Origin of the sequence: Phorcysia thermohydrogeniphila (assembly GCF_004339575.1) — a bacterium.
Classification (GTDB): Bacteria; Aquificota; Aquificia; order Desulfurobacteriales; family Desulfurobacteriaceae; genus Phorcysia; species Phorcysia thermohydrogeniphila.
Genome location: NZ_SMFV01000001.1, coordinates 316,319 through 335,313 on the forward strand (window position 1 = coordinate 316,319; position 18,995 = coordinate 335,313).

General features: G+C 43.9%; 17 protein-coding genes and 1 tRNA gene. 7 read left to right on the top strand and 11 right to left on the bottom strand.

Annotated elements, in window-relative coordinates:
- The first annotated feature begins 103 nt into the window (after nt 1-103).
- From CLV27_RS01570 to CLV27_RS01585, 4 genes are read left to right on the top strand one after another with little or no spacing between them, the layout of a single operon-like run.
- A complete protein-coding gene (locus CLV27_RS01570) occupies nt 104-2,836 on the top strand; it encodes a tetratricopeptide repeat protein (protein WP_132525139.1) in 2,733 nt (910 codons plus the stop codon).
- Nucleotides 2,836-3,408 (top strand): DUF507 family protein, encoded by a 573-nt coding sequence (locus CLV27_RS01575; RefSeq protein ID WP_132525141.1) that lies wholly within the window; start codon nt 2,836-2,838, stop codon nt 3,406-3,408. The genes CLV27_RS01570 and CLV27_RS01575 overlap by 1 nt, the downstream gene beginning before the upstream one ends.
- On the top strand, nt 3,392-3,688 hold the full coding sequence (locus CLV27_RS01580) for an FtsB family cell division protein (protein ID WP_132525143.1): 297 nt from the start codon (nt 3,392-3,394) through the stop codon (nt 3,686-3,688). Before CLV27_RS01575 ends, CLV27_RS01580 begins: the two co-directional genes overlap by 17 nt.
- Entirely contained in the window at nt 3,685-4,155 is a 471-nt protein-coding gene (locus tag CLV27_RS01585) for a DUF8052 family protein (RefSeq protein WP_132525145.1), read from the top strand. Before CLV27_RS01580 ends, CLV27_RS01585 begins: the two co-directional genes overlap by 4 nt.
- Here the strand turns inward: CLV27_RS01585 and CLV27_RS01590 are convergent.
- From CLV27_RS01590 to CLV27_RS01615, 6 genes are all read right to left on the bottom strand, one after another.
- Complete coding sequence (locus CLV27_RS01590; RefSeq protein ID WP_207891588.1) at nt 4,138-5,439, bottom strand: glycosyltransferase family 2 protein; 1,302 nt, start codon at nt 5,437-5,439, stop codon at nt 4,138-4,140. The two genes, CLV27_RS01585 and CLV27_RS01590, sit on opposite strands and share 18 nt — an antisense overlap.
- Nucleotides 5,436-6,872, bottom strand: a complete 1,437-nt coding sequence (locus tag CLV27_RS01595; protein ID WP_132525147.1) for a TackOD1 domain-containing metal-binding protein — start codon at nt 6,870-6,872, stop codon at nt 5,436-5,438. The genes CLV27_RS01590 and CLV27_RS01595 overlap by 4 nt, the downstream gene beginning before the upstream one ends.
- The gene (locus tag CLV27_RS01600) at nt 6,869-8,050 is read right to left on the bottom strand and encodes an HlyD family secretion protein (protein ID WP_132525149.1); all 1,182 of its coding nucleotides are present in this window, start codon (nt 8,048-8,050) and stop codon (nt 6,869-6,871) included. Before CLV27_RS01600 ends, CLV27_RS01595 begins: the two co-directional genes overlap by 4 nt.
- Nucleotides 8,047-10,074: a hypothetical protein gene (locus tag CLV27_RS01605; RefSeq protein ID WP_132525151.1), complete on the bottom strand. Its 2,028-nt coding sequence runs from the start codon at nt 10,072-10,074 to the stop codon at nt 8,047-8,049. The genes CLV27_RS01600 and CLV27_RS01605 overlap by 4 nt, the downstream gene beginning before the upstream one ends.
- Nucleotides 10,031-11,347 (bottom strand): nucleotide sugar dehydrogenase, encoded by a 1,317-nt coding sequence (locus tag CLV27_RS01610; RefSeq protein ID WP_132525153.1) that lies wholly within the window; start codon nt 11,345-11,347, stop codon nt 10,031-10,033. The genes CLV27_RS01605 and CLV27_RS01610 overlap by 44 nt, the downstream gene beginning before the upstream one ends.
- Before the next feature lie 69 nt (nt 11,348-11,416).
- Nucleotides 11,417-12,505: a glycosyltransferase family 4 protein gene (locus CLV27_RS01615; RefSeq protein WP_132525155.1), complete on the bottom strand. Its 1,089-nt coding sequence runs from the start codon at nt 12,503-12,505 to the stop codon at nt 11,417-11,419.
- Nucleotides 12,506-12,585: 80 nt separating this feature from the next.
- Here CLV27_RS01615 and CLV27_RS01620 point away from each other — a divergent pair, with 80 nt between their 5' ends.
- The gene (locus CLV27_RS01620) at nt 12,586-13,578 is read left to right on the top strand and encodes a glycosyltransferase family 9 protein (RefSeq protein WP_132525157.1); all 993 of its coding nucleotides are present in this window, start codon (nt 12,586-12,588) and stop codon (nt 13,576-13,578) included.
- On the opposite strand, the gene CLV27_RS01625 is transcribed toward CLV27_RS01620, so the two are convergent.
- From CLV27_RS01625 to rpsT, 5 genes are all read right to left on the bottom strand, one after another.
- The gene (locus CLV27_RS01625; protein ID WP_132525159.1) at nt 13,542-15,269 is read right to left on the bottom strand and encodes an ABC transporter ATP-binding protein; all 1,728 of its coding nucleotides are present in this window, start codon (nt 15,267-15,269) and stop codon (nt 13,542-13,544) included. The genes CLV27_RS01620 and CLV27_RS01625 overlap by 37 nt on opposite strands.
- 7 nt (nt 15,270-15,276) lie before the next feature.
- Nucleotides 15,277-16,515, bottom strand: coding sequence for an O-antigen ligase family protein (locus CLV27_RS01630; RefSeq protein WP_132525161.1), 1,239 nt, complete (start codon nt 16,513-16,515; stop codon nt 15,277-15,279).
- Nucleotides 16,487-17,173: a thiamine phosphate synthase gene (gene thiE, locus CLV27_RS01635; protein WP_243644830.1), complete on the bottom strand. Its 687-nt coding sequence runs from the start codon at nt 17,171-17,173 to the stop codon at nt 16,487-16,489. The genes CLV27_RS01630 and thiE overlap by 29 nt, the downstream gene beginning before the upstream one ends.
- 34 nt (nt 17,174-17,207) lie before the next feature.
- A tRNA-Val gene (locus CLV27_RS01640) sits at nt 17,208-17,282 on the bottom strand.
- A gap of 44 nt (nt 17,283-17,326) precedes the next feature.
- Nucleotides 17,327-17,614: a 30S ribosomal protein S20 gene (rpsT, locus tag CLV27_RS01645; protein ID WP_132525163.1), complete on the bottom strand. Its 288-nt coding sequence runs from the start codon at nt 17,612-17,614 to the stop codon at nt 17,327-17,329.
- Between the two features lie 129 nt (nt 17,615-17,743).
- Between rpsT and bcp the strand changes: the two genes are divergently transcribed.
- On the top strand, nt 17,744-18,223 hold the full coding sequence (gene bcp, locus CLV27_RS01650; RefSeq protein ID WP_132525165.1) for a thioredoxin-dependent thiol peroxidase: 480 nt from the start codon (nt 17,744-17,746) through the stop codon (nt 18,221-18,223).
- Complete coding sequence (locus tag CLV27_RS01655; RefSeq protein WP_132525167.1) at nt 18,220-18,993, top strand: TIGR04219 family outer membrane beta-barrel protein; 774 nt, start codon at nt 18,220-18,222, stop codon at nt 18,991-18,993. Before bcp ends, CLV27_RS01655 begins: the two co-directional genes overlap by 4 nt.
- Nucleotides 18,994-18,995 lie beyond the last annotated feature (2 nt).

An 18,995-nucleotide genomic window follows, 5' to 3' on the forward strand; every position in this document is an offset into this window, starting at 1 on the left:
GATAAGACAAGCAACGCAAAGGTTTTCAACAACTTTAAGGAGAAAAGACAAGATGGTAGACTTTTTTATCAACACTTAAAGCCAACAGTCAAAGGAGAACACGATGAGAGCAAAAATCCTGCTCATTTCAGCTTTCCTAACAACCGCCTCTTACGCTGCAGACTTAAGCTTTGGCGTAAAACTCTTTAAAGACGGACTCTACTCTTTAGCTTCAAAGACCTTTAGTGAAAACATTGAAAGCCTCTCCCCAGAGAGCTTTAAGAAATACTACAAGTACATTTACCTATCATTCCTTAAATCGGGCGATTTTAAGAATCTAAAAGAGTTTATAAGATACTGGGAAAAGAACTTCCCGAGGTTTCACAGGGGAGAGCTCCTAAGCTTAAAAACTTTACTCGGACTAAAAGAGGGAAAACCTATAGAAGAACTTATAAAAAAAGATGATTTAACTCCCCTATCAATAAAAGACAAGGTCGCTTTCTTCAAAACTATCGCTAACTTCCCCCCAAGTAGCGAGGAGCTCTACTACCTTCTCAGCATAGCCTCAAAAGACATAGAACTCAAGGGAGCCGTAAAGGAAAGCGGACTTTTGAGCTTAGCTTTAAAGAAGGCAACGGAAGAAGGTAACACTTCCCTTGCTGACCTTATATTTGAAGCTTACGGGAGGTGGTTTGAGTCTCCTGAAGAGAGAATTCAGTTCGTTAAGTACCTTGAGAGGAAAAAACGGTTTAAAGATGCTCTCCTTGAAGCCGAAAAGCTCTACAAGAAATACCCATCAGACAGGGCAAGGTTAGAGCTCGCAAAGGTTCTCTACCTTAACGGCAAGTACAAAGAAGCTTTAAAACTTTTGCAGAACCCAAAAACAGAAGAAGAAAGATATCTAAAAGCTTGGTGCTACTTTAAGCTTGGGGAAGCGAGAAAGATACCTCAGTTAATAGGCCTTAACGTCTCCCGTCCACAAACCCCAGAAAAAATTAAGGTTCTCTTAAACTTTTACAAGGGCAAATTTGAACTTAAAGAGCTTAAAAAGCTATATCCAGAGCTCTACCTCAAGGCCCTCATATTCTCCTTTTCTACCGAAATACCGGAAAAAGTAGGCTCTCTCCACGACCTTGGATACATCTACTACGAGAGAGGGCTTTACATGAGAGCTCTCTCTACACTTGAAGAGGCTGTACAAGAGGGAAGTGAAAAGCTCTCCATGCCAAGAACCCTCTTCCTCCTTGGCAAGCTCGGTAGCGTAAACGCAGATGTTGTAAGCACCGTATACACAGAGTTGATGAACAGCTACCAGAACACCCCCTACTACGCCGAAGCCGTTGTCCCAGCTGCAAAAGCTTACCTTCTAAAGGGAAATACGAACCTTTCCCTTAAGCTCTTAAAGTACGCAGAATCACAGCTAAAGAAACGCAGCGATGAAGTTAAAAAGCTGATTGCTTTAGCCTACAGGAACTCCGGAAACTTTAGAAGCAGCGTAAAGTACTTCCTGTCAATCAAGAAGAAAGACGGTGAGGTAATGACTTTCCTTCCCTTTGACCTATACCAGCTCGGAAAAAAGGAAGCAGCTTACAAGCTGCTCAAACTCTACCTGAAAAGGAAAGGACTCTACCCAGAAGTTAATGAGGGAAGGTTCATATACTTGTCAAAAGAACTGAAGAAAGTGAAGGAACTTAATAAGTTTCGCTTTAGCTCTCCTGTAACATCCCTTCTCGCAGCTGCTGTTTCTAATAACCTTAAAAAGATTAAAGAACTCCTTCCTTCTCTCCCAGAAAGAGAAAAAATTGCTGGGGCTCTCCTCTTAGCTACAGCCCTTGAAAGGAAAAACCCCAACAGGGCTATGGAATACCTTACAACCGTTTTTAACCTGTCTACCGATGAAAACACCTCTCAGTACGCTAAGCAGTTCATCAACTACTTGGCCTTTAAATCCGGTAACCTTGAACCCCTTCTCTTTAACGACCCAAAGTTTATCGCCTATAACCCCGAAAACAGTATAGAAACGGTAGATACTCTCGTTTCAAAAGCTGAGGACTACGTTTCAGTCGGCGAGTACGGAAAGGCTTACGGACTCTTAAAATTAGCCCTTGAAAGGACTTCATCTCAGGAACTAAGAAAAGAGATAGTGAAAAAGCTGGTCTACATAGACCTAAAGCGCAGGAACTACTCCAGAGCTCTCAAAGACGTAAAACTTTTACCTCTGAAAAACCAGTCCGATAAGGACCTCAAAAACTTCCTCAGGTTCAAAATCTACTTAGCAATGGGCAAACTGGTTGATGCCTACTCGGCCGCTGAAAGCGTAAAAGACATTAAGAATATCCCCAAGGAAGAGAGGGAGACCTTCATAGCAAAGCTTGCAGGCTACTACAAGTTGACAGGGGATAGAGAAAAAGCTCTGGAGCTCCTTGAGAAGCTTGTGTCTTCCGGAAACCTCTCAAAGCTTGCCTACGATGATCTCATAAACCTTGCAATCTTCGCCGAGAAAGAAGGGAAGCTAAAGGAAGCCAACCTCCTCATCAACGAGGCAATGAAGAAGGCAAAGAGAAAAGAGCAGAAAGTAGAATCCCTATTTTGGAAAGCCTCTTTACAGGCCAAAATGGGGAATACGAGTGAAGCTATCCTCAACTACATGAAAATCGCCTATGAGTATCCAGACGTTGAACCTTGGGCTTCAACAGCTATTTATAGGGCTGCCCAGCTCTTTGAAGAGAAGGGAGACCTTAAACAAGCTCTTAAACTCTACCAGAAGGTCGTGAAGCTTAAGAGGGGAACCAAGGAAGGAGAAATTGCTGCAGAAAGGGTAAAATCTCTTCTGCAAAGAATTGGAAAGGAGGAGTGATGGCTAAAAAGAATCGCTTCCTGAAGCTCCTTGCAGACAAAGTTGCTAACAACCTCCTTGAGAAAGAATACGTCATAGCGGACGACCCCGAATCGTTTAAAGAAAAGGTTTATAACATCCTCTACGAAGACTACGTAGCAGAAAAGGAACTTGAAGAGGAGGCCGAGAGGATAATTCAGGAAAACGCCGAAGAGGTTACCTACAGGGGAGTTTCCATACACAAGGCCAGAAAGCTGATAAAGGAAAAGCTTGCAAAGGAAAGGGGCATTTCCGTTGTGGGAAGCATCTTTTCAAGGGACAAGGCCAACTACTTAGCCGGAAAAATCTTAAGGCTCATTCTGACCGATGACGAGCTTGACTACACTCAGGAAAGGGGCATCATAAGGGCAGCGATTGTCAAATCCTTTGAAGAAGTAGCAGCCTTAAGGAGAGAAATAGACCAGAAAGTTAGGGAAAAGATTGCCTCCCACTCCCGTCCTATATATGAGGGAACTCCTGAGTGGTACGCTCTCTATAGACGCTACTACAACGAGGAACTAATTGAGAGAGGACTAATTGAGCCGGAGTCTTAAGTGTAAGTTCAGGTGGCTATTTCTATTCTGGGCGCTCTTTGCGCCCTGGGCCTTCTACAGCTACTTCCTCGGAGAGAACTCACTGAGGACTTACACCGAACTCAAAGAGACCTATAGAGCCCTAAAGCGAGAGAAGGAGTACTGGAAAAACAGAAACGAGATACTAAGGGAAAAAATCTCAGCCTTTGAAAAAAACAAAAAGTTCTACTACGAAAAACTTGCAAGGGAAATGTTTGTAAAAGGAAAGGAGGGTGAAGAAGTTATACTATTTGTAAAATGAAAGAGGCTGTAAAAGAGAAGTTTTTAAAGTACGGGAAAATAATAGAACCTTTTGAAATTGACGGCTGTCGGTTTGAGTTCTTTGGGGAGCTCCAGCTAAGGACCGTTCATACCACCTTCTTTATGAAAGACTACGAAATCGTCAGTTACCTCTACCTCCTAAGTAAGAGACTAAAATCCGTAAACATTCAAAAGGCTAAAGAAGAGTTGGAGCTCCTAAAGAGACTGTCAAAGAAGCTCCTTAAAACCCCCGAAGGCCACTACCTCTCAACCTTCATACTCCTCTTAGAAGCAGAAGAGGCAGAAATACCGGAAGGAGAAGCGAGAGCTCTCTTCTTTAAGAAATCCATCCTTTTCGGCCTTAAAGGCTCTTTCCAGTGTGCAGTAGTAATCACCAACGGTGAGAGGGAAATTTACCCTAAGGAAGTTGAGGATACTATTAAATGGCTATCACTTGAGCAGTCTTGATACTTTCCAAGGATTCCAGCGGTCGTAGTAGGAGACTTTGAAGAGGAGCTCCATAAAGTGAGCAAAGGTTCGTACCACCCTCAAGTAAATTCCCGTATAAATCGGCATTAGGGGCAGGTAAATCCAGAGAAGAAACTCTCCCCTCCTAAAGGTTTTCCCTAAGATTAAAACGGCCATAGCGTATTCAATAACGTTCGCTCCCAAGTAGAGAAGGTAGTTTATAAGGAAGATAAAAACTAAATCGTGGTGGTAAACAAAGAAAGTCTGGAACAGGTATATCCACCACTTAATATTCAAAACCATGTTGTAGAAAAGGTTTTCCATCACCGTCAGAGCATTTGAAAGCCTAAAGTTCTTATTAAAGGGCGAAAGCATGTCCCTATGGCGGCGAACTCTAAAGCGAACTAAAGACCTATCCCAGCGGTAGCGCTGCCTTGCCAGCTTCAAGAGGGACGTAGGGACAGAGGTATAGCATACGGCTTCCGGCTCGTGAACTACCTTAAAACCGAGCTTCCTTATCCTTAGGGTTATGTCACCGTCTAAGCCGGGACCAACGTCCCAACCCTTTATTCTGTCAAGGATATCTTTCCTAAAAGCCCCAAATGCCCCTGAAACAATCCTGAGTATATCAAGCATGGACGTTACTATCCTTCCTGTACTGATGGACTTTAAGTACTCAACAGCCTGAAGGTCTGTAAGAACGTTGTAGTTCAGGTTCTTAACCCTGATATCCCCGCTGACAGCTCCAACGTCCCTGTAGGCGTAAAAGGGCAGAATTATGTTCTCTATAGCGTCCTCCTTCAGGTGGCTATCTGCATCAAGGTGGACAACGAACTTTCCCTCAGCATACCTGAGAGCAAGGTTAGCTGCAGACGCCTTTCCTCCCCTCACTTCACACCGAAAAACCTTGTCTATAAGACCCTGTCTTTTAAGGTTTTCAAGAATTATAGGCGTATCATCGTCAGAGCCATCATCAACGATTATCAGCTCTACGTTCTTGTAGGTCTGCCTCTTTATAGAGGCAACAAGGGCCGGAATGTGTTTCCCTTCATTTTTGCCGGGAACTATTACAGAAACCAAGGGATTTTCCCGGTACAGCATGTACCTTGCAAACTGTCTTTTCTTCCTCTCCAACCGTCTCTTTATTCCAAAGTAAACCAGACAGAGGGTATCAAGGATAACGAACCTCGGCAGGTCAAAGAAAAAGAAAGGCCAGAACATAAAGACGAGCTCTTCAAGAGAGTGTCTACTGAGAAAATCAATTACACTTTCAAAGTAACTCAACTTGCGCTCTCTCCTTTTTTTTCGTAAAGAACCATCTCATTCAGGAGAGTTTCAATTAGAGCTACAGGTTCCCTGTCAGTGTCTGATATCTCCCTTTTACCAAACTTGATGATTACCTCAATACCAAGGTTTTGTAGGAGAAGCTGGTTTATCCTCGTTACCATCCTGTTAAGGACGACTTCCGCTCCTCCTTCCGGCGTGTGGGGCAGAAGAATGAGTATCAAGCTCTCGTTCATTATGGAAACGACGTCACACTTGCGGGTTACTGCCCTAATAACTGCACTGATTTCCTTAAAGAGTTCTAAAGCTCTACTTCCCAGCCTTCCGTAAATCTCGTTGATGTTAACTATTTGAAATGCCACCAAGCTACTCCTAACTCCATACCTCCTGCACCTTTCTATCTCCAGCTTCAAAATCGTAAGGAAAGTCTCGTAGGAGAGAAGGTCAAGGTTCTCTTTAAGAGCTGTAAAGAGAAGGCTCTCCATTCCGTAGATGGCAACGTTCTCCCCAAGGGCCGTCAGCCTGTAAGCCTTAACGGTTCTCAGTATGAGGTCCTCCGGAAAGCTTTCCTTCCCGCAGTAAAAACAGACAGTCTTTACTTGAGGGTCCTGAGTTACGTACCTACAGTGGTTACACCTGTATATGGTCGCCGGCCTGTCAAAGTCTACACCCAGACCTTTCAACTCCCTTCCACACTTTGGACATACAAAGGTATCGCCCTTCTTAAAGTCCTCTTCAGGCCCTACGTAGGCACAGGGGAAATGGTGTATCAGGTTCTCTATGGTAAGGTCTCCAGAACCACAGTTGGGACAGACCTCCATGAAGTTTAGGAAGGCAAAATGGCACTTGTTGCAGAAGTGAACCTTCTCGTAAAACTCTCCCGTGAGAAACCTCTTCTCTTCAAGCAAATCAAGGACGTTGAAAACGCTAAAATCCTGCCTTGTAAAGAAGTTTTCAAGGGGCGGGTAAGAAAGACCAAAGAACGAAAAGGCGTCCCTAACAGGCTCTATTTCTCCACCTCTCGTATAGATATAGCGGAGAACTTTTAAAACAACGTTGGAGTCTGAAACACCTTGAAAGACGTTAAGTCTATCTATCTGCTGGTTAATCCTGTCTACTTTCCTTAGGCGTCTTTTAACCTCTCTCCCTTCCGCTTCAGCAGGTAACACAACATCGGCCATAGCCCTAAACCTTCTTGAAAATTGCTCCTCCCCCTCCAACAGTAGGATAGGCCTGAGGTAGAGTAGAGGGTCGGAGAGGTGCCTTATAGCCTGACATGCCTTCTCTAAAAAGGAAGGGTTAGCCGTATATACCAAGAAGGCTTCTGGAGCTTCAGAAATTCCCTTCTCTAATGCCTCCAAATCAAGTTCTCCGGCTACTTCAACCGGTAAGTCCGGAAGCTCAACTAAATCCTTTATTACGTAGACCTTCACAGTTTCCTTACCCTCGCCTTAACCTTTATGCCATCAAGCTTTTCCCATAGCTCACCGTAGAGGGCGTCTACTTGAACTTCAATCCTAACGGGAGAAGTAACAGGCCAGTACTCCTTTGTAAGCTCTTCAGCGTAAGGTAGTGCAGCAGAATACTTCTCAAGAACCTTACCGGTTACCTCTCTCCCGTCAGGCAGTATCAGCTTTACCTCTGAACCCTTGGAGAAGTAGATAGCCTTCTTTGGACTGCAGAAAAGGGTAACGTAAACTCTGCTCCCTGACGGTACAATAACCATAAGGGGCTTTCCAGAAGAGACCGGGAAGCCTTCTCTACTAAGCACCTTTATGACTTTACCGCTAACGGGAGACCTGACTTCAACCTTTAGCTTTACCGTTCTTAGCGGAACTTTTAGGCTCCTAAGAGCCGAATTTAGAACATCTATTTCTTTTTTCAGCTCGTTCACCCTGATGGAGAGCTCCCTCTCCTTAGCTCTAATCAGCCGCCTCTTTTCCTCTTCTAAGGCCTTAAGCTCCTCTCGCAGTAAGTCTATCTCTCCTTTCAAGCTACTCAATTGGGCCTTTTCTTTAAGGAGCTCCTCGGCATTAATTGTTGAAAGCTCAAGTAACCTGCTCTCCCTTTCCTCCTTTTCCCTGTAAGTAATGAGTTTTTCAAGCTGAAGGAGCTCCCTCCTCTTCTCCTTTAAAGAAGCCTCCGTTAGCTTTATCTTCCTCTCAACTTCTAAGAGCTCAGGTATGAGAACCGACAAATCCACCGAGCTTTTGGACCTTAAAGCCTCAAGAGCCCTAAGAACCCTCTCAAGCTCAAGTTTCCTCTCGCCTATTTCCCTTTCTAAGCTAACTGTCCTAAAAGGAGAGCCCTTTACCTCGTAAGAGGAAGAAACAAGAGCAAGTAGTTCCCCCCTGCTAACACGTTGTCCTTCCTTAACGTAGAGACGCTCAACAACTCCACTTTTCTGGCAGGAAACGACAGACTTGGGAACTTCCAAGTAGCCGGATACCTCTACGTAGAGGAAGTTCTCGTAAATCAGGTAGATAGCATAGGCGGCCACCGAAAGAACGAAAATCAGGTAAATATAAAAGGCAACCGTTCTTTTCCGCGATACGGGAGGTTCTCCTTCAGGAACGTAGTTTAGGTATGACCTTCTGTTCCTGAGCTTCATCTATTCTCCGCACCGAGGAAGTTTAGAGAGGAGAGCTCCACTAAGCTCTCCAAGTCGTAAAGGACAAAGGAACTAACCCCAAGCTTAGAATAAACCTTATCAATAAAGCCTTCAAGCTCCTCCTCACTCCCAAACTTTTTAACCTCTACGAGCAACCCAAACTTACCCTTTGGTAATTTCAAAAGGGGAGTAGATACTACAAGCCTATCGCAGTTCAAGGCCAAATCGTGAATTAGCTCCTCCCGAAACTTATCTGGAAGAGTAACCGTCAAGCTCTGACCGCTATGGAGAGCTAAGTCGTGAACTTTACCAATAAAACCGATAATCTCCTTGACCTCTCGGCCGTCAAGCCCCCTCAGGTCAAGGTTTAAACTGTAACCGGCCTTAAGGAGCTCCCTTACCCTTTTTACGGCTACCTCTAAGGAATCAAGGGAAGAAACGTTAAAGACAACCTCCAAGTCTATACCCTTTTCTTTAAAATGCTTAAGAAGACGTGAATACTCCCCCTTCTCTACAGCCTCTACTGGAAGCTCCAACTTCCTTATACCCTTAGCAATCAGGAAGTTCTCTAAGATAAACGGAGGATAAGCACTTAAAGTCTTCCGATTTACGAAAACGCTCCTTTCGCCTTTACGCATCCTATCCCAAAGGGGAGTTAAGGACACGGAACTGACAAGACTATCATCCCAGTCCACACCGCTGAAAAGGAGCAGGTAAACGAGACGACGGTAGAGGAGCTCCTCGCTACAGAGGAACTCATACTGAACGTCCAAGAAGTTGCTAAGGGACTTAAGGAAAGTAATGTAATCCCTTAGGTAAACTTTCCCTGAAGGAAGTTGCCTTTCCACGGGTAAAAGCGAACGCCTCAGCCTCTCTGCTGCTACCTTCAGCCGATACCACATCTTAACGGCGTCGCTCACCTTCTCTTCCTGTAAGTCGTAAAGCTGAAAGAGAGTTTCAAGGAGTTTCCTCTTTCCAGCTTCAACCTCTTCTTCGGCCTGCTGGAGCTCCAGCTCCTCCACCAAGGGACTTTTCCTTCGTAAAGGTACTGAGAGTGAAACTCCAGTAATTACACCCTTCTTTGAAAAGAGGGTCTCGTCCCCTTTCGTAGAAAAGGCTAAATAAACTTGAAGCTGAAGGTCGTGAACCCAGCTCCTTTTAAGCTCTACAAGCTCTCTTTGGAGCTCCTTTAGCCTTTCCCTCTTACTGTCCTGCTTAACTGCCTTTATCAAAACAGGGAACTCTAAACGCAGAACCGGCGGGTAGGTAAAAGCCTTAGGGGAAAGCCTACAATAGTCCTCATCTCCACTACACAGAACAGAAATCAGCTTTCTGTAGTATTTGAGCTTCTCTTCTGTTTTATGGAGTTCAAGCTCCACTTCAAAGCCGTCATCCGCCAGAGAAAAACCCCTAAAGTAGCTTTCCCTGAGAACGCCGTAGAGGTGCTTAAGAACCTTTAGCTTTCTTTCTAAAATGGGAATTTTTAAGACAGCAAAGTAGTAAGCAATAAGATTCCTCCTACAAGTATAGGAGTCTTTTTTTCCTTTTAGGCTCTCCTCTAAGGCAAGGAGCTCCCTCCTTAGCAGAACTTCCCTCTCTTTAAGCCGATTTTCAAGGAGTCCATTTTTCACGATATCCCAAGTTACTCCAAGGCGGGCTGAACGGTCGTAGAGGTTTAAGTCACCCGTTGAAAACCTAAGGTTAGTCCCGAGCTTAAGCCCCCAGTCTCTTTCTAACTCCTCGGCAACAGCCCCTAAGAGCTCTCCTTTAAGTTGGTACTCTGAGCTTTGACAGACAGTTTCCAGCATAAAACTTTTAAGTAGATTAAGTCCCTTCTCAGGAGGATTAAGAGAAGAATCAAGGATTTTCTCGGCCACACTAAGAAGGTTTTTTGATACGCTTTCTGAAACAAAGAGTGAGAGCTCCCTTCCCCACGCGGGAACTAACAGGAAGAAGAAAAAAATTAGAAAAGAAACCTTTTCATAGCCTCCAAAACGCAACATCCTTAAATTTATCCTTGTCATAAATTCCTTTAACGTCCAAGATTATCGGCTTTGAAACAGAAATTTTTCTAAAGAACTCAGGAGTTAGGGCTCTAAACTCGTCGTGCTTAACGGCAACAATAACGGCATCGTAGGGAGCTCTCTCTTCGGGAGAAGAGAGGAGTCTTATGCCGTATTCCTTCTCCACTTCTTCCGGTATTGCGCGGGGGTCGTAAACAAAAGGTTCTACACCAAAACTCTGGAGCTCTTCATATATGTCAATAACCCGGCTATTTCTTACATCCCTTATGTTCTCCTTAAAGGTTATGCCAAGAATCAGAACCTTTGCGTTAAGAACCTGCTTTCCCTCCTTTATCATCAGCTTGACGGCGCTCTCTGCCACAAACTTTCCCATGTAGTCGTTTATTCTCCGGCCTGCCAAAATAACCTCAGGGTAGTAGCCAAGCTCCTGAGCCTTAAAGGTCAAGTAGTAAGGGTCAACACCTATACAGTGTCCCCCTACAAGCCCCGGCTCAAACCTTAAAAAGTTCCACTTCGTAGCAGCCGCCTCAAGAACGTCCCTCGTGTCTATACCCATCCTGTGGCAGATAAGGGCAAGCTCGTTCATCAGGGCGATGTTTAAATCCCTCTGAGTGTTCTCTATAACCTTTGCCGCTTCTGCCGTCTTTATGTTGGGAGCTCTGTGAATACCCGCCTTTATTACCGAACCGTAAATGGCAGAAAGGAGCTCCAACGTCTCCTCATCGCACCCGGCAACCACTTTAACCACCTTATCTATGGTGTGCTCCTTATCGCCCGGGTTTACCCTTTCTGGGGAGTAGCCGACCTTAAACTCTTCCATGTACCTGAGCCTTGAGACCCTCTCAAGAATAGGGACGCAGACCTCCTCAGTAACTCCCGGATAAACGGTTGACTCGTAAACAACTACCGTTCCGGGCTTCATCTGCTTAGCTACTGTTCTCGTTGCTGCCTTTACAGCGGTCAAGTCCGGTATTTTGTGCCTGTCAATAGGCGTTGGGACGGTAACGATGATGAGACGGCAATCAGAGAGCTCTTCCTCTCTGTCCGTAAACTTTACGTTTACCCTTTTAAGTTTTTCCGTCTCAACTTCTCCAGTCCTGTCAAAACCTTCCCTTAACTCCTTAATCCTTTCAGGACTAACGTCAAATCCGACAACCCTGAACTTTTCTGCCAGTATAACGGCAAGGGGAAGTCCTACATAACCAAGGCCAACAACGGCAATCTTTTCTTTGCCTTTAGCAAAATCCTCGTAGGTGGGAAATTTCAGAACCATAACGGGAAACCTCTATAGAAAATACGGAATGTTTGGGATATATGGTATCAAAACTTTCCTAATTTTCTATTAGGATAACGGAGCCCTAAGGAGCTCTTTGTAAAGGTTTAAGGTTTTCCTCGCTACGTTTTTAATATCAAACTTTTCTGCAGTCTCTCTGGCAGAAACTTTCATTCCTTCGTTGTTAAGGTTTTCCAGCGCCGTTAAAAGACCCCGGTAGAGCGAATCAACGCTTCCGGGCTCAACTGCTATACCGTTCTCCATATGCCTTAGGTAGTCTTTTATCCCTCCTGTGTAGGAGGCTACAACTATCCTCCCAGTAGCCATAGCCTGCAGGAGAGAACTTCCTAAGCCCTCCTTAACAGACGGAAAAACGAAAATATCTGTAGCTCGGAGTATACGGGGAACATCCCTGCGGAAGCCCAAAGGAATAACTTGGGTGTCTAACCCGTACTTCTTAATCAGCGAAGTAGACTCCTCTCCACAGGTATCTCTCCCAACCAGTAACAGAAAGGCCTTCTTTCTAGTAGTCTGAAGGAATTTCTTAAAAGCAGGAAGAAGTACGTGGTGTCCCTTTACCTGCGAGAAATTCGCAACGTTGGTAACTACCAAAGCGTCGGCTGGAATAGAGAGTTCTTTCCTGAGCTCTACCTCCTCCCCCGAGTAAAACCGGTCAAGCTCTATACCAGAAGGAATATAGTAGACCTTTTTCCTAAGGATTGGATACTTTTGGAGCTTTTTGCAAATTTCTGGGGATATTCCTACTATCCCATCAACATTAATACTGTACTTAGTAAAAGCGGATAGAGGTGAAATGTCGTAAAGCACCCGTCTCGTATAGACAACTGCTGGTCTTTTCTTAGCCAGAAAGGAAGAAATCCAAACAAACCAGTGAGCTTTAGAAATGTGTGTGTTTACTACATCGTAACCTTCAATAATTTCCGCAAGTTTTTTAGCCTCCGATAGACTTAACTTCTTAGTGTTTGGAAAGTAGACCCTTTCTATGCCAAGTTTTTCAGCCCTTCTATCAAGTTCGCACCCTCTAAAGGTAAGAATATGCGTCTCATAACCCATATCGTTCATATACTTTGCAAGTAGAAAACACTGCTCAGTTCCACCACTCCAACCAATAGCAGTAGTTGCCTGCAGTATTTTCATTCTAACCTTCCTTTAGTTGCACAGCAGAGTCTATCAGCGTAGATTCTGTTCCCGTAATTCTATCTTAGGGGCAGACCTAAATGAAAACTTTAATTATCCAGCTTCATCAGCTTGGGGACATATTACTAAGCTCTGCACTCTGCAGAGCAGTAAAAGAACACGTAAAAGGAGCAGAGGTTCACTTTTTAACGTCACCCACAGGAGCAGAAATTGTTAGAAATAATCCTTACATAGATTCTGTCGTCGTCTTAGAGAGAGGGATTGTTCCAGAACTTAAAACTGCCTTTAGGGTTAGGAAGGAAAAGTACGAACTTCTAATAGACCCTCAAAGAACGGGCAGGACAAAGAGGCTCTCTCTACTTTCTGGCGCCAAGAAAAAGGTCGCGTTCAAGAAAAAGGGAGACAACTTTTACTACGACGTACTCGTTGAGTATAAGAAAACAGGTTACACAGTTTGGGACAGGCTGGAGCTCCTAAAAGGAGCCGGAATAAACGTAAAGAAAAAGTACTATCCTGAGCTCTTTTTAACAGAAGAAGAATTAGAGTCAGGTAGAAAAGTTCTAAAAAAGCTCGGACTTGAAGAGAAAGGTTTCTTCGTAGTTGTCCCAACCTCACGGAGAATGAACAGAGCTTGGGAGCCGGAAAAGTTCGGAGTCCTTTCAAACTTCATAGCCAAGAAAACGGGATTTATACCCCTTATTTGCTATGCACCGGGCGAAGAAGAGTATGCTGAAAAGGCCTTCAGTCAACTAAAGGAGGGCCTGAATCTTCCTTCTCCACTTCCTATCAGAACCTTTGCTGCTGTCGTAAGCTTCTGTGCATTCTTCGTCGGGAACGACTCATTTTCCTCCCATCTTTCTTTTTCTCTTAAAAAGAAAACTATAGTTATTTTAGGACCAAACGAAGGCTGGTTTCCAGAGAACGAAAGAATTTTAAAAGTCAAAAAGGGGCTCACCTGTCAGCCGTGCAACAACTGGAAGAAATGCAAAAAAAACCTTGCTTGCTACAGAGAACTTTCCCCAGAGGAAGCCTTCTCTCAAATAGAAAACTGGATATCACAGAGCTTCCTGTAGTCTGAAAGGTTCTCGTATAGTTCCTCGTGCTTCCCGATTCCGACCACCTTCCCTTCCTTTAAGAAAACTATCCTGTCACTATTAACAACCGTTGAAAGCCTGTGGGCGATAGCTATCAGTATTCTATCCTTAAACTTCTCGTCAAGTGCTCTCTGAACAGCCGCTTCCGTTTCTGAATCAAGGGCACTTGTAGCTTCGTCAAGTATAAGAACATCGGGGTCTTTAAGAATAGCACGGGCAATTGCAATCCTCTGTTTCTGTCCTCCGGAAAGCTGAATCCCCCCGTCTCCTATTACCGTATCATACCCTTCCGGGAGGGAAACGATAAAGTCGTGAATACAGGCAACCTTTGCTGCTTCAACTATCTCCTCAAAGGAAGCAGACGGCTTACCAACAGCTATGTTCTCCTTAATAGTTCCACGAAAGATAACAATATCCTGACTTACAACCCCTATCCTTTTCCTTAAGGACCTCAGAGTAAAGTTTTTTATGTTTTTCCCATTTACAAGGAGCTCCCCTTTTTCAGGGTCATAAAAACGGGGAATAAGGCTAATCAAAGTACTCTTTCCGCTTCCAGTCTTTCCCACTATTGCGTACTTTTTACCCGATTCAAACGAGAGTGAAACATCTTTAAGCGTAAAGCTCTCCGAGTTGGGATACTTGAACCAAACGTTCCTAAACTCAAGCTGTCTAATTTGAGCCTTAAGCTCCTCCTTTCCACTTTTGAGGCTGTACTCGTCAGGAAGGTCCAAAATTTCCTTTACTCTCTCTGCAACAGCTATAGACTGCTGAATTTTGTTGTAGTTCTGCCCCAGCTTCCTTACAGGTTCATAAGCCATTATAAGGGCTATAATGAAGGAGAAGAAAGCTCCAGCCGTAAGCTCTCCCTTAACTATCCTCATTCCTCCGTAAAAAATTAAAAACCCAACAATCAAAGCCGCAACAAACTCAACAACAGGAGGGTAGATACCTTCTACTTTCTTTATCTTCATGAACTCTTTAAAATACTTGGCATTGTCTTTCTTAAAAAGAGCGGAAAACTTTCCCTCTATGCTGAGAAGTTTTATCTCTTTTATATTCTTTATACCCTCAAAAAGGTGACCAGTAACAACGGCAAGTCTATCCTGCATTCTACCAGTATACTTTTTAATTTTTTTCCCTATTCTGGATATCAGGTAACCAATCAGAGGAAGAGCAACAAGACCGAAGAAGGCAAGCTTAAAGTCCTGATAGAAAACTACAGCAATTAACCCTAAAGCGGTAAGAAGGTTCCTCAGGAATGTAGCAACCTGCCGAGACGTAAAGTCCTGCAAAAGGTTTGTATCGTTTATTATCTTTGATATAAGGGTCCCCGGAGGCTCTAAAAGGAACCTCTCCATAGGAAGCCTGAGAACCTTATCGTAAAGGTCTTCCCTGAGTTTAGTAATTACTACCTGACCAAGGTAAGACATAGTATAGTAGTTAATAAAGAAGGCAATTCCTTTCAGAAGAACAAGAGCTACAAGAATAAAGGGAATCAGCTTTATCATTTCTTGGTCTTTATTAACGAAAACGGAGTTGACTATGTTCTTTACGAAGTAGGCAAGGTAAGACGTAACGCCGGCGTTAACGAGCATACTTACCACTGCAGCAAACAGAAGGAGCTTATACCCCTTCAAGTAAGAAAAGAGCCACCAAGGAAAACGCTTCATAACCTCCTTACGTCTCCTCCAGCAGGGCAAAATTCAAGCCGAGGATAAAAAAGAGGGTAAACTGAACTTCCGCATCTGTAAAGTTGTTTTCAAAGAAAGAGGCGATTAAGAAACCTGTGTAACCCGCTAAGAAAGCTTTTACAAGTAGCGGCTCCTTTACACTTTTTAGCTTTAATAGGTTAAAGGCGAAGACGTAGCCCCAAAAGATTAGATATCCAATTAGACCAACTATGCCGTACTTAGTGAGGAACTTTAAATAAAGATTATGAGTAAGGCCTTCATAGAAGAACTTCTTAAGCTCCTCAGGAGGCGGAGGTTTTTTCCCCGTAACTTCTTCATAAGCCTCTCCAAAGTGTTTCCAAGCCAAACTTCCAGCTCTATCGGCAGTTCCAAAGAGTTTTTCAAAGAGGGTGTAATCCTTGCTAAAGGCCTTAAAATGGGATTTCCATATCATAAGCCTTATAATGTTGCTACCGTAACTTTTCGTGTCAGGGATACTGTAAAACCTCTCTTTCAGTGCAGGAACTTGAAAGATTAGAGCTCCCGCCAAAAAGAGTCCTCCCAAGGAGATAAGCGTCAAACGCTTGTTCTCCCTAAAGCTTAAGAGAGAAAGCAGAACAACAAAAGTTACAAAGGCCAACCAGTAAGAGCGACTTTCACTGAGGAGAAGAGAAAAAAGAAGGAAGGGTAAAGGCAGCAGGAGACTCTTTTTCTTCTCACGAAAGTAGAGGATAGCAAAAAGCACTATGAGGAGGTATAACACCCCTCCTGTTGTCAAAGGGTGATCTAGGAATCCTCTCGCTCTCAAAATTTCTGTATGAAAAGATAATGTACTCCAATCAATATGTTTTATGTTCTGATGGGTAAAAGCTTCAAAGACTACCGAAAAACACAGTGCAAGCGTTGAAACCATCAAGAGGGTTACAACTTTATTAAAAACCTCTTTATCCTTTGCTACCCTAAAAGAGACAAAGTATGAAATAAGGTGATGGTCAAAGTCGGTTTTTTTGAAAATTTTCACAGGAGAAAAAATTAAATAGCGCGCTACTTCAGGAACAAGAAAGAAAAGAAACGGTTTAATTGGGGGAAAAGGCTTAAAAGAAGAAGTAAGAAGTAGCAGTATAGCTCCTAATATCCCTACAGCTGCAGCGATATTATCAAGGGCCATGGAGGTTGGAATGGCAACTGCAAAGAGAAAAGCCGAAAGGACTATTAGTCTACTCCCCCACAGTTCTAAAGGCTTCAATCTTCCTCCTCAGCTTAGAGACATTTTCTTCAGGGTCTCCCTCCTCAAAGGCTGCCCTCACTACGGCTATCCCCGCTGGCTTACATTTCAAAACAGGAGCAATATTATTTGGATTTATCCCGCCAATTGCTACTACCGGTAACTTGGACTCCTTTACAGCTTCACAGAGAGCTCCAACACCGGTAACAGGGTCTGGATTTTCCTTAGTAGTTGTCGGATAAACAGGACCAAAACCTATATAGTCTGCAAGCCCCTCGCTGTTTGCCTTCTTTACCTGTTCCAAATTGTGAGTGGAAAGACCTACGACAAAACTGGAAGGAGCAATTGCCCTGATTGCCTTAACAGGAAGGTCATCCTGACCGACGTGAACCCCATCTGCTCCTACTGCAAGAGCTAAATCAAGTCTGTCGTTAACTATAAATGTAACGCCGTAACGTTTAGTAACTTCCCTAACAATAAGGGCTTCTTGAAACATTTCTTTAGCAGTTTTCTTTTTCGCCCTATACTGAACAACGGTAGCGCCACCTAAAATTGCCTTCTCAACGGCTTCATAAATATTGGTTAAGTCAAGGAACCTTTCGTCGGTTATTACGTAGAGAGACAGGTCTATTTTTTCAGAAATTTTTAGAAGGGATTCTTCTTTCTTCTGATTTTTCAACTTGAGACCCTCAAGGAAGGAGTGTAGACATAAATGGTAGGGCCGAGGGGTTTCGAACCCCTGACCTCCACCGCGTCAAGGTGGCGCTCTCCCACTGAGCTACGGCCCTACTTCGGACGGTCAATAATATAGCGCCTTCTTCAGAAATTTCAACTATTGGCTCTGAGCAGCAAGTTCCTTTTCAAGCTTAGCAACAGCTTTAGCTACCTTAGACTGTCTCCTTGCAGCTTCATTCTTATGGATAGCACCCCTTGAAGCTGCCCTCTGAATCCACTTCATTGCTACTTTAAGCTGCTCCTTAGCAAGCTCTAAGTTCTTCTCCTCTACGGCCTGAAGAACCTTCTTAGCCTCAGTCTTCATTCTCCTTATGTAGTACCTGTTCCTCTCCCTACGTTTGATGTTCTGACGGAGCCTCTTCTTAGCAGACTTTGTATTGGGCATTCCGTTTCCTCCACCCTAAGATTGAATTTGCGTGGTGAAGTTTATAGCAAGAATTTTAGAAAGGCAAGGTCTGCGGTGAAAATTAACGGGGTGTATAATTTCCTTAAGTTCAGAAATTAGGAGGATTGTATGGACTTAGAAGTAGGAACTATAGCTCCCGATTTCTGCCTGCCGGATGAAAACGGGAACACCGTATGCCTTAAGGATTTCAGGGGAAAATGGGTAGTTCTATACTTCTACCCTAAGGACAACACTCCCGGGTGTACGAAAGAGGCTCAAGATTTTTCCGAAAAGCTTGAAGAGTTTGAGAAAGTAGGTGCTGTCGTCCTTGGCGTTAGTCCAGATTCCGTAGAGAGCCACAGGAAGTTCAAGGAGAAGAAGAGGATAAGAGTAAAGCTCTTAAGCGATACGGAAAAGGAAGTAATAAAGAGATACAACGTCTGGCAGCTTAAGAAAATGTACGGAAAGGAATACTACGGAGTCGTAAGGACAACTTACTTGATAGACCCTGAAGGTAGAATTGCCCACGTCTGGAAAAGAGTAAAAGTCAAGGGTCACGCAGATAGCGTGCTTAAGAAAATTCAGGAATTTTCAGGAGGTAAGAAATGAAAAAGTTAATCCTTGCAGCGACAACCTTACTTGCAACAACAACGAGTGCAACCGCAATAACCATCAGCGCTGGGATAGGCGGTTGGAACCAAAATCCGTCAGGATGGATAGAGTACAGAGAAAACGGCCTCATTACAACCGAGACCCACGTTGACGTTGAGAGCGACCTTCACATTTCCGATAAAACGAAAGCTTCAGGATGGTTTCTGATAGAAGGAATTCCTATACTCCCAGACATCAGAGTTCAGTACACGCCGATGAAGTTTTCTGGAAGGGGAATAGTTAGCAAGGAGTTTTCTTTCGGTAATATTACCGTTAGGGCAAATGACCTTGTGGAAAGTGAACTGGAAGCAAACCAGATTGACGTAACCCTCTACTATGGAGTTCCTTTCTTAGGAACCCTAACTGCGGGGAAATTAAACCTTAATGCTGGAATAAATGTCAAGGTAATAGACGGCTACGCAAAGGTTAGAGACCTAACAAGAGGAATTGAAGAGTCCAAAAGCGCTACCATTCCCGTTCCTATGCTCCACTTGGCAGGGAGTATAAAGCCCATAGACTCTATCAGCTTTGAATTTTCAGGAAACTGGATAGGATACTCCGGGAGCCAGTTTTACGAAACTGTAGGAGAATTAAAAGTTTTCCCCGCAAAGCACCTGTTTATTGGAACTGGATACAGGTACCAAAGGCTAAAGATTGACGACATAAGCGACGTCTCCTCAGACCTGAAGATAAAGGGATTCTTTGCAGAGGCCGGATTCCTCTTCTAAGG